The 10362-nt window shown below is 68.3% G+C and carries 9 protein-coding genes; 3 read left to right on the forward strand and 6 right to left on the reverse strand.

The window, feature by feature from the left end:
* Window positions 1-187 precede the first annotated feature (187 nt).
* From AC1DZ6_RS10425 to AC1DZ6_RS10435, 3 genes are all read left to right on the forward strand, one after another.
* Window positions 188-958: a sulfite exporter TauE/SafE family protein gene (locus tag AC1DZ6_RS10425; protein ID WP_477097111.1), complete on the forward strand. Its 771-nt coding sequence runs from the start codon at window positions 188-190 to the stop codon at window positions 956-958.
* 83 nt (window positions 959-1041) lie between these two features.
* A complete protein-coding gene (trhA, locus tag AC1DZ6_RS10430) occupies window positions 1042-1767 on the forward strand; it encodes a PAQR family membrane homeostasis protein TrhA (protein ID WP_477097112.1) in 726 nt (241 codons plus the stop codon).
* A 22-nt stretch (window positions 1768-1789) separates the two neighbouring features.
* Entirely contained in the window at window positions 1790-3103 is a 1314-nt protein-coding gene (locus AC1DZ6_RS10435) for a patatin-like phospholipase family protein (protein ID WP_477097113.1), read from the forward strand.
* On the opposite strand, the gene AC1DZ6_RS10440 is transcribed toward AC1DZ6_RS10435, so the two are convergent.
* The 6 genes from AC1DZ6_RS10440 to AC1DZ6_RS10465 all read right to left on the reverse strand — a co-directional run.
* Window positions 3093-3425, reverse strand: a complete 333-nt coding sequence (locus tag AC1DZ6_RS10440; protein WP_477097114.1) for a hypothetical protein — start codon at window positions 3423-3425, stop codon at window positions 3093-3095. The genes AC1DZ6_RS10435 and AC1DZ6_RS10440 overlap by 11 nt on opposite strands.
* A 116-nt stretch (window positions 3426-3541) precedes the next feature.
* A complete protein-coding gene (locus AC1DZ6_RS10445) occupies window positions 3542-4387 on the reverse strand; it encodes a lipid A-modifier LpxR family protein (protein ID WP_477097115.1) in 846 nt (281 codons plus the stop codon).
* A gap of 336 nt (window positions 4388-4723) precedes the next feature.
* Window positions 4724-6604 carry a ribonucleoside-diphosphate reductase subunit alpha gene (locus AC1DZ6_RS10450; RefSeq protein ID WP_477097116.1) on the reverse strand — a complete coding sequence of 627 codons (1881 nt, stop codon included), beginning with the start codon at window positions 6602-6604 and terminating at the stop codon, window positions 4724-4726.
* 459 nt (window positions 6605-7063) lie between these two features.
* Complete coding sequence (locus AC1DZ6_RS10455) at window positions 7064-8287, reverse strand: outer membrane beta-barrel protein (RefSeq protein ID WP_477097117.1); 1224 nt, start codon at window positions 8285-8287, stop codon at window positions 7064-7066.
* Window positions 8288-8615: 328 nt separating this feature from the next.
* Complete coding sequence (locus AC1DZ6_RS10460) at window positions 8616-9773, reverse strand: ABC transporter permease (RefSeq protein ID WP_477097118.1); 1158 nt, start codon at window positions 9771-9773, stop codon at window positions 8616-8618.
* On the reverse strand, window positions 9770-10362 hold a 593-nt coding region (locus AC1DZ6_RS10465), incomplete at its 5' end, for an ATP-binding cassette domain-containing protein (protein ID WP_477097119.1). The genes AC1DZ6_RS10460 and AC1DZ6_RS10465, both read right to left, overlap by 4 nt.

Below are 10362 nucleotides of genomic sequence, written 5' to 3' on the forward strand. Positions count from 1 at the left end.
CACTTGCCCCCACCTGGCGGCTTCGCCGCCTGTCCGCCCCCACAGGGGGCGGAGGACGCACGCGCCGCGCCAACGGCGGAGCCTCTTCCCCCTCTGGGGGAAGACGACCGCGAAGCGGTCCGTAGGGGGCAAGTGTTCGCCGCACCGCCCCTTGGGAAACCGCCCATGATCCTGCTAACACCGCTCCATGCTGACCGATCCCCTGTTCTACGCCGTCGCCATTCCCGCCGTGATCCTGCTGGGCCTGGCCAAGGGCGGGTTCGCCGGGATCGGGGTGGTGGCGGTGCCGATGATGGCGCTGGTGATCTCGCCGGTGCTGGCCGCGGCGATCACCCTGCCGATCCTGCTGGCCCAGGACGTCGTCAGCGTCTGGAGCTTCCGCRAGACCTGGGACAAGGGCCTGCTGATCCTGATGCTGCCGGCGGCGGCGGTGGGCATCTTCCTGGGTTGGCTGCTGGCGGCGCGGGTGTCGGTGGCGGCGGTCGAGCTGTCGATCGGCCTGATCTCGATCGCCTTCTCGCTGCAGCGCCTGTGGGTCGAGCGGGCGGTCAAGACGGCGGCGGTGATCGAAGCCGGACCGGCCCGACCCTGGCTGGGCGCCCTGTGCGGCGCGGTCGCCGGCTTCACCAGCCAGGTGGCCCATGCCGGCGGCCCGCCGTTCCAGATCTACGCCCTGCCCCGCCGCCTGCCGCGCGACGTGTTCATCGGCACCAGCGCCATCTTCTTCGCCACGGTGAACTGGATGAAGGTGCCGGCCTATATCGCGCTCGGCCAATTCACGCCCCAGGTTCTGACCACGGCGGCGGTGTTGCTGCCGCTGGCCCTGGCCTCGACCTGGGCCGGCGTGTGGCTGGTGCGGCGGGTGCCGGCCGAGGGCTTTTACAAGGTCATCTACGTGCTGCTGATCGCGGTGGGGGCCAAGCTGGCCTGGGACGGGGCGCACGGCCTGCTGGGCTGATGCGAAAAAGCGTCGCGCGGCCCTATCCCAGCCACGATGATCGGCGTTTATATGTCATTGATTGCGCGTACAGTGGGCGGGCCATGACAGAGACTTCCAGCATCGTCGCGACGACCGCTCCCGACGCCCATCCGACCCAGGTTCCGGCCGTTCTTCCGACCACGCACTATCCGACGCCTGGCGCCAAGTGCGCCGACCTGGTGGTGCACCTGGCCGGCCTGGCCTGCGCCCTGCTGGGCGGCGGCATCCTGTTGGGCCTGGCCTTCGGCATGGGCTCGCTCAGCCAGGTGGCGGCGATCAGCGTCTACACCGTGGGCCTGATCACCATGCTGTCGCTGTCGACCGCCTACAATTTCGCCAAGGCCCGCTGGCGGCCGCTGCTGCGCCGCTTCGACCACGCCGGCATCTTCATCATGATCGCCGCCTCCTACACCCCCTTCACCACCCAGAACCTGCACGGCTGGTGGGCGATCGGCATGACCACGGCCGTCTGGTCGGTGGCCGGCGTGGGCGTGGCGGCAAAGCTGTTCCTGCCGGGCCTGGACAAGCGCTTCTGGGTCGGACTGTACCTGGCCCTGGGCTGGCTGGTGCTGGTGGCGATCAAGCCGATGATCGACGGCATGGGCTGGGTGGCCCTGCTGCTTTTGGCGATCGGCGGCGTGATCTATTCGACCGGTACGGTGTTCTACCTGATGAAGCGGCTGAAGTTCCGGCGGGCGATCTGGCACGGTCACGTGATCGGCGGCGCCGGCCTGCACTACGCCGCGGTGTTGGTCGGAGTGGTTCTGGCGTCGAGCGGACACCCCTGATCTTGTTTGGATTGGGTTAGCCTTGAACACGCCGTCGGACCCCAAGAAGACCGTCCAGAACTTCTTCCGCGACCGCGCGACGAACAGCCAGCGCGGCAAGCGCCTGCCCGCGCCGCTGAACCGCCCCGACTCCGAGGTCGAGGCGGCCGGCTTTCCCGGTGTGCGGCTCAGCGTCGACGAAGCCGACGAGGCCCTGCGCAACGTCGCCGACCGCCTGGCGCCGATGCGGCCGTTGCTGGGCGGGACCGACTTCAACATCCTGGCCCTGTCGGGCGGCGCGGCGGGCGGAGCCTTCGGGGCCGGCGCTCTGGTCGGCTTGACCAAGGCCGGGACGCGGCCCGAGTTCGCCATCGTCACCGGCGTCAGCACCGGGGCCCTGATCGCCCCCTTCGCCTTCCTGGGTCCGAAATGGGACGACCGCCTGGCCGACGCCTATGTCGGCGGCCACGCGGCCGAGCTGCTCAGCCTCAAGCGCCTGGGTCCGACCCTTGGGCCCAGTCTGTTCCGGGGCGATTCCCTGGACGGTCTGGTCGCGCCGTTCATCGATCTGGAGATGATCGAGGCCGTGGCCCGCGAGCACGCCCATGGCCGCCGCCTGCTGATCGCCACCACCAATCTCGACAGCCAGAAGGCGACGATCTGGGACATGGGGGCGATCGCCACCCACGGCGGCGAGGCGGCCCTGCGGCTGTTCCGCGAGGTGCTGGTGGCCTCGGCCACCCTGCCCGGCCTGTTCCCGCCCAAGCTGATAGACGTCGAGGCCCCGGACGGCGAAGGCGGCAAGGCCCGCTATCAGGAAATGCACGCCGACGGCGGCATCGCCGCGCCGCTGTTCCTGATGCCCGACGCCCTGCTGCGCTGGCGCGAACTGGGCCAGCGCCTGCGGCGCGGCCGGGTCTATGTGATCTTCAACACCGTGCTGGACCCCTCGCCCCGCACCACCGCGCCGGGCGTGACCTCGATCATGGGCCGCAGCTTCGAGACCATGCTGCGGTTCTCGTACCGCCAGGCGCTGAGCGTCGCGGCCGGGTTCTGCGCCCGCCACAACCTGCCGCTCTGGGCCGCCTCGATCCCGGCCACCTTCTCTGACTTCAACATGATGAAGTTCGAGACCGCCGTGATGAAGCGCACGTTCGACGACGCCGAGGCCCTGGCGATCAGCGGGCGACTATGGTCCAGCGCCATACCCACCCCCGAGCCGCTATGGCGCGGCCTGTTCAAGCGCCAGGCGGCGACGCGGCGCGACACGGTCAAGGATCCGATCCTCGTGCCGACCACCGACCTGGCCCTGCCGGACGCGGGTTCGGCTGCTGAGCGGGACGAGCCTATTTCTTGAGGTAGCGGGCGCGCAGCTTCTCGACGTTCGGCGGAACGGCGCGGAAGTCCGACGCCAGGCCCAGGCGGGCGTTGCACGACGGGCAGCGCACCGAGTCGTCGTCGGCCAGGTCGAGCGGCGGATCGAAGCGCGTGCCGCAGGGCTTGCACTTGAAGTCGCCGGTGGCCGGCGGCGGAGGCGGCGGCTCGGGCGCCATCACCACGACACGCCTGTGACCGGCCGGACGCGGCAGACGCTCGAGCGGCGGCGGACCGCCCGGCGCGGCGACGCCGCTCTTCAGGCTCAGGATCTTGCGGGGGCGAGGAGGCTCGCTATCGCTCATGACGCTAGACGGTTCCGGTGGGAGCTCGGACGAGGGGCTCGGGGACGTACGGGCGCTAGCTGCATGATCTGGCCCCGAAACTCAAGCGCCGAGCGCAAGGCGCCCGCGCGGCCATCCTACCAGTGCGGCCTCAGGCTGAACGAAAAGGCCAGCATTTCGTCCTTCTGGGTGGCCATGCCCATGATCTGGTCCTTGGCCCTGATCTTGCGGTGCACATAGCCGAACGAGGCCTGCATCGGCCCCTTGCGCCAGGCCACGCCGGCTTGCCCGTCGCCGACCAGCTTGCTGCTGGCGTCGGTGGTGACGCCGGCCCCGCTCCAGTCGCCATCGCCGCTGCGCAGCATGTTCATGCCGACGGCCTGGCCGCTGGCGGCGGCGAACACGTACCAGCGTCCGCGCGTGCCGAACTGCCGGCCGTCCTCGACGCCGAGGGAATTGACGACCTGGTCGCCCATCTTCTTGCCGAAGCGCACCGTGGCGCCCGCCTCGGCCGAGCCGCCGGCCCCGCCGAAGCCCAGGCCGGCGTGCGGCGTGACGTCCAGGGCGTACTTGCCGGCGCCCACCGAGACGGCGGCCGGCCAGCCGCGGGTGAGGGTGACGTCGACGTCGCGGTCTTCGAAGCTGTCCTCGTCGGGGCGGACCAGGGCCAGGGGGCGGGTGGCGCCGACCGGCGCGACGCTGGCCACCGAGACCCGGACCGAGTCGACGGCGTGCTCGCCCTCGCCCACAACGAAGGCGTCGGACCGATAGCTGACCGCGCCGCGGCCTTGGTAATAGCGGTTGGAATCGAGCAGGGCGGCGTCGCCATAGGCGCCGGCGGGCGACAGCGCGAAGGTGGGATCGGAAGCGCGCTCGGTCCGAGCGGCGGGCGCCTCGGCGAAGCCGACTGTGCTGGAGGCGGGGCGAACCTTGTGGACGCCGAGGTCGACCGGCGTTCCGGCGCGCGCATCGACGGCGCGCATATCGACGACGAAACTGGGCGGGGCCTTGCGGGCTGGGCCGGACGCCCTATCTGAAGGTCTGGACGATTTGGCGGACGCGGTCGTCTGGGCCTGCGCCGTGGCGATAGCCAGGACGCTCAGACCAACTCCCGCTACAAATGCAGTGCAAGCACGCATTCCGGTCCCCAGAACCCTCTCCCCACGACGAGCCTAACCAGAATTCGGCCGGCGTCCATGGGACAAAACCCCACGTCATGAACAATTCGCACGGAGGATGGTTCCAGACGAACAAACGGCGCCGCGGAGGTCCGCGACGCCGTCTTTTTTAAGGATTATTAAGACCTTGCGTCGGTCGCCCTACTGGCAGGCGAGGCATTCGTCGTAGTCGGTCTTGGACGGGGCGTCGAAGCCGTTGACGGGTCCCGCCACCGCGACGTCGGAGCCCGCGTAGGACGCCCGTTGCACCGACTTGGAGCGCAGGTAGTACAGCGACTTCACGCCGCGCTCCCAGGCCTGCCAGTGCAGCATGTGCAGGTCCCACTTGTCGACGTCGCCGGGCAGGAAGATGTTCACCGACTGGCTCTGGCAGACTTCCGGCGTGCGGTCGGCGGCCAGTTCGACCACCCAGCGCTGGTCCAGCTCGAAAGCGGTCTTGTAGACGTCCTTGTCGTCCTGGCTGAGGAAGTCCAGGTGCTGGACCGAACCCTCGTTCTCCAGGATGGTGCCCCACACCGCGTCGGTGTTGTGGCCCTTCTCCTCGAGCAGCTTCTCCAGGTAGGGGTTCTTCACCGCGAACGAGCCCGACAGGGTCTTGTGCGTATAGATGTTGGCCGGGATCGGCTCGATGCCGGCCGACGTGCCGCCGCAGATGATCGAGATCGAGGCGGTCGGGGCGATGGCCAGCTTGTGCGAGAAGCGCTCCATCGAGCCGCGGTCGGCGGCGTCCGGGCACGGGCCCTTCTCTTCGCCGATGGTGATCGACGCCTTGTCGGCCTCGCGGCGCAGGTGCTTGAACATCCGCATGTTCCAGCTCTTGGCCAGGGCGCTCTCGAACGGCACGTTCTGGCTTTGCAGGAAGCTGTGGAAGCCCATCAGGCCCAGGCCCACCGAACGCTCGCGCATGGCGGCGTAGGCGGCGGTCGAGGCGGCGTCGGGCGCGCGGTCGATGAAGTCCTGCAGGACGTTGTCGAGGAAGCGCATGATGTCCTCGATGAACATCGGATGGTCGCGCCATTCCAGGAAGGTCTCGGCGTTGACGCTCGACAGGCAGCAGACGGCCGTGCGGTCGTTGCCCAGGTGGTCGACGCCGGTGTGCAGCATGATCTCGCTGCACAGGTTGGACTGGCGAACCTTCAGGCCCAGCTCGCGCTGGTGCTGGGGCATGGCGCGGTTCACGGTGTCGGAGAAGATCAGGTAGGGCTCGCCGGTCTGCAGGCGCAGCTCCAGGACCTTCTGCCACAGGGCGCGGGCGTCGACTTCGCGCAGGACCTCGTTGGTCTTGGGCGAGCGCAGGCCGAACTTGTGGCCGTCGCGCACCGCATGCATGAACTCGTCGGTGATCGAGATGCCGTGGTGCAGGTTCAGGGACTTGCGGTTGAAGTCGCCCGAGGCCTTGCGGATCTCCAGGAACTCTTCGATTTCCGGGTGGAAGATGTCGAGATAGACGGCCGCCGAGCCACGGCGCAGCGAGCCCTGGCTGATCGCCAGGGTCAGGCTGTCCATCACGCGGATGAAGGGGATGATGCCGCTGGTCTGGCCCTGGCCCTTGACCTTCTCGCCGATCGACCGGACGCCGCCCCAGTAGGTGCCGATGCCGCCGCCGTTGGCCGCCAGCCAGACGTTCTCGTTCCAGACACCCAGGATGCCGTCCAGGCTGTCGCTGACGGCGTTCAGGAAGCAGCTGATCGGCAGGCCGCGCTCGGCGCCGCCGTTGCTCAGCACCGGGGTCGACGGCATGAACCACAGCTGGCTCATATAGTCGTAGACGCGCTGGGCGTGGTCGGCGTCGTCGGCGAAGGCCGTCGACACGCGGGCGAACATGTCCTGGTACGACTCGCCCGGCAGCAGATACCGGTCTTCCAGGGTGGTCTTGCCGAAATCGGTCAGCAAGGCGTCGCGCGAACGATCGACCTCGACCTTGCGAACCAGCGCCAGCTTGGGACGTTCAGCCTTCATGCCGCCGGTGCGGGCCTGAGGGAGCGTCGTCGTCTTAACCGCTTCACTGCCGTTCATGATCAAAAATCCATAATCAATCAGCGTGTTCCGGAAAAGGGAACGTCCCGTCCAGCCGCTACATCTTGTGGCCGAGGAGCCCCCTCAGCCCACATATGGGGCCACAGTGGCTAATGACTCGTCAACGACGAGATGCGCCTCGCGGGCGAGTTTTTTCTTAACAAGCTGTGAACGAACGATGGTGTGCCGGAAGATGCTGGGCATCATCAAGGGGTTGCGCGGCCAAGGCAAACGCCGCCGCGACGACCTGTCGCGGGCCACAAATAAGTGATCCGGTCGCGGACCGGATTCCTCGGAAAAGCACTTGCTTGAGCCAAGCTCCCAGCCGGCGGGCGATCCAACGCCCACGGCGCATATTTCACCCCTCCCCGCCCAGGAATCGCTTCGGGGCTGATCAGGGCGCGCCCAAAAGAAAAGGGCCCGGCGTTTCCGCCGGGCCCTCAACCTTAGTGCCTGATCGCGATCTTAGAAGTTGATCGAGATCGTGGAACGGCGGTTCAGCGGTTCCTTCACACCATCGCCAGTGGCGACGGCGGGGGCGCTTTCACCCTTCCAATCAACGGCCAGGGCGTCAGCGGCGACACCGGCGCCGACCAGGGCGTCAGCCACGGCCTTCGCACGACGCTCCGAGAGCTTGGCGTTGTACTTCGGCGAACCCGAGGTGTCGGTGTGACCGACGACCACCAGCTTGGTGGCGTGACCCGTGGTCGCGTAGTTCGCGGCTTCCGAAACCACCGACTGGGCTTCCGGCGTCAGGACGTACTGATCGAACGGGAAGTAGACGATGAACTCGCGCGCTTCGTACTGCACCGGCGGCGGAGGCGGCGGGGGCGGAGGAGGCGGCGGGGGCGGAGGCGGAGGCGGGGGCGGCGGGGGCGGCGGGGGCGGCGGCGGCGAAGCGAAGGAGTAGCGCAGACCGACGGTCAGCGATTGGTCCTTGTATTGGCCGGCGAACGCGCCCGGTTGCAGCACGTTGCTGCCCTTCGACTGCCAGGCGTGCTCTTCCGTGGCGAACCAGCGGTAGGTCACGTCGACCTTCAGCTTGTCGGTCGCCTTGATCGAGGCGCCGGCGATGGCCTGCCAGGCGATGGCGATGTCATCGTCATCGACGGTCAGGTTTTGCTGAGCGGGGTTGTTGGCGATCTGAGCCGCGGTGGCGCCCGGCAGGTTACGCTGCACGCCGCTGAATTGGCCCAGGGCGCTGACGTCCAGACGGTTGATGCCGAGACCGGCGCCCAGGTAGGGGTTGATCCACGAGTCCGGCGCGAAATCGTACAGGACGTTGACCATCAGCGACCAGGAGTCGATCGAGCCCGACGGGCCGCCGCAGGTCGGAGCCGCCGCGGTGCGCGTCACACCGGGGGTGCAGAGCGCGTAAGGCTGCTGGCGAACGGGGTTGCCGCGAACGGTGGTCAGATCGCCGGGGCGATAGCCGCCTTCGAGTTCGGCGCGCCAGTTCGGGTTGAACTGGTAGCCCAGGCGGACGAAGCCGGCCCAGTCGTCATCCGTCGACCAGGTCCAGTGCGCGGGAGCGCCGTCCGGCAGGTTCAGGTCGGATTCGGTGCTGACGCCCTCGGGCCAGTGGTATCCAAGGTCGACCGCGCCGTACCAGCCGGTCTCTTGGGCCGAAGCGGCGCCAGCGGCGAAGACCGCGGCCAGAGCCACCCCCGCCAGGAGTTGAAGTTTCATATCAAGAGCCCTCTATTGCCCTGCACCGGCCGAGACCGACCGAGCATTGTTATACCAAGGCGCGCGATCCGCGAAAGTGTCAGCAGAGCAACACCCGTCAGGTTTCGCGTCCCCATGATGATGACGCCGCGAACACCTGACCGCCCCCACGAAAATCGACTTCCGAGCGTATCGGCTGACTGTCCCGGAAAAAGCGCCAGCATAGTACCGGTTCGCACGTGAATCCGCGCGGCGCAAGGCCTTGAGCGCGTTTTGCACCCCGCAAACGCGTAAAAAGGTCGCAGTCGTGCACGAACTCCACAGTACGGCGGCACGGGCGCCCGCTACCTCAGTCAAGGGTGCGTCGGTAACGCGACATCGCGGCGGCGGTGATCACCAGGACGAACACCGCCAAGGCGGCAAGACTAGTCCAGAGATCCTGAACACCCAGTCCTTTAAGTAAAGAGCCGCGCACCACCCGCAGGAAGTGGGTCACGGGAATCACGCTGCCCAGGGCCTGGGCCCAGCCGGGCATGCCCCGGAACGGGAACATGAAGCCCGACAGCAGGATCGAGGGCAGGATGTAGAAGAACGACATCTGCACGGCCTGCAGCTGGTTGCGGGCCACGGTCGAAATCAAAAAGCCCAGCGACAGCGACCCGAGGATGAACAGCACCACGCCCAGGGCCAGGGCGCCCCAGCCCCCCAGACCGCCCGTGCCCATCGGCACCGAGAACAGCACCCGCGCCAGCACCAGGATGACCACGGTCTGGATCAGCCCGACCACCACATAGGGCGCCAGCTTGCCGATCATCACCTCGATCGGCTTGGCCGGCGTGGCCAACAGGCTCTCCATGGTGCCGCGCTCGTATTCGCGGGTCATGCCCAGCGAGGTCATCATCACCAGGGTCAGGGACAGCACCACGCCCAGCAGGCCGGGCACGATGTTGTAGGCGGTGATGGCCTCGGGATTGTAGCGCCGGTGGATCACCACCTCGAACGGATCCTTGTCCACCTGGGCCGCGGCGCCCACCAGATCGCGGGAAAGCGCCGTGCGCGGAAGATTGGCCAGGGCGGCGATGGCCCCACCGGTGGCGGCCGGGTCGGAGGCGTCGGCCTCGACCAGGATCTGGGCGCCGTCGCCGCGCACCACGCGGCGGCTGAAGTCGGCGGGGATGGTCAGGGCGAACTGCACCTCGCCCCGGGCGATGGCCTGGTCCAGTTCCTCGGGCGAGGCCGCCTCGTGGACGATCTTGAAATAGCCGTTGTGGGCCAGGGCCGAGAGGGCCGAGCGCGCCATCGGCCCGTGGTCCTGCACCAGCACGGCCGTCGGCAGGTCGCGCGGGTCGCTGTTGATGGCGTAGCCGAACAGCATCAGCTGGACGATCGGCATGACCAGGATCATCGCATAGGTCAGCTTGTCCCGCGTGAGCTGGATGAACTCCTTGGTCAGCACCGCCAGGATGCGGTTCAGCGACAGCCCCCGGTCGGCGGACGCGGCGCTCATTGGAAATTGTCCTGAGACGTCGACATCAGCTGGATGAACACGTCCTCCAGGGTCGGCGAGACCTCGGTCCAGACCAGCGGCGGCTTGCGGTAGGGGGCGATCGCCGCCTCCAGGGCCGCGCGGTCCTGACCGCTGACGTGCAGGGCGGCCCCGAACGGCGCTGCCATGGCCACGCCGGGCGCCTTGGCCAGCTCGCGGCCCAGGCGGTCGGCGCCGGGGCCCTCGGCGCGGAAGGTCGTCAGGCCCGACTGGCCGATCACCTGCTCCAAGGTCCCGCGCGCCATCAGCTTGCCGTAGGCGATGTAGGCGATGTCRTGGCAGCGCTCGGCCTCGTCCATGTAGTGGGTCGAGACCATCACGGTCAGGCCCTCGGCCGACAGGGCGTGGATCTCGTCCCAGAACTCGCGCCGCGCCTGGGGATCGACCCCGGCGGTGGGCTCGTCCAGCAGCAGCAGGCGCGGCGCGTGCAGCACGCAGGACGCCAGGGCCAAGCGCTGCTTCCAGCCGCCCGACAGGCTGCCGGCCAGCTGCTTCTGGCGACCGGCCAGCCCCAGCCGCTCCAGCGACTCGTCCACCCGCTGGCGACGGC

The organism is Caulobacter sp. P1_B12_2, from assembly GCF_056406675.1.

Coding starts and splice junctions, on each gene's coding strand:
- AC1DZ6_RS10440 (WP_477097114.1), bottom strand. CDS start 3,425: ATGAGCGATAGCGAGCCTCCTCGCCCCCGCAAGATCCTGAGCCTGAAG.
- trhA (WP_477097112.1), top strand. CDS start 1,042: ATGACAGAGACTTCCAGCATCGTCGCGACGACCGCTCCCGACGCCCAT.
- AC1DZ6_RS10460 (WP_477097118.1), bottom strand. CDS start 9,773: ATGAGCGCCGCGTCCGCCGACCGGGGGCTGTCGCTGAACCGCATCCTG.
- AC1DZ6_RS10455 (WP_477097117.1), bottom strand. CDS start 8,287: ATGAAACTTCAACTCCTGGCGGGGGTGGCTCTGGCCGCGGTCTTCGCC.
- AC1DZ6_RS10445 (WP_477097115.1), bottom strand. CDS start 4,387: ATGCGCGCCGTCGATGCGCGCGCCGGAACGCCGGTCGACCTCGGCGTC.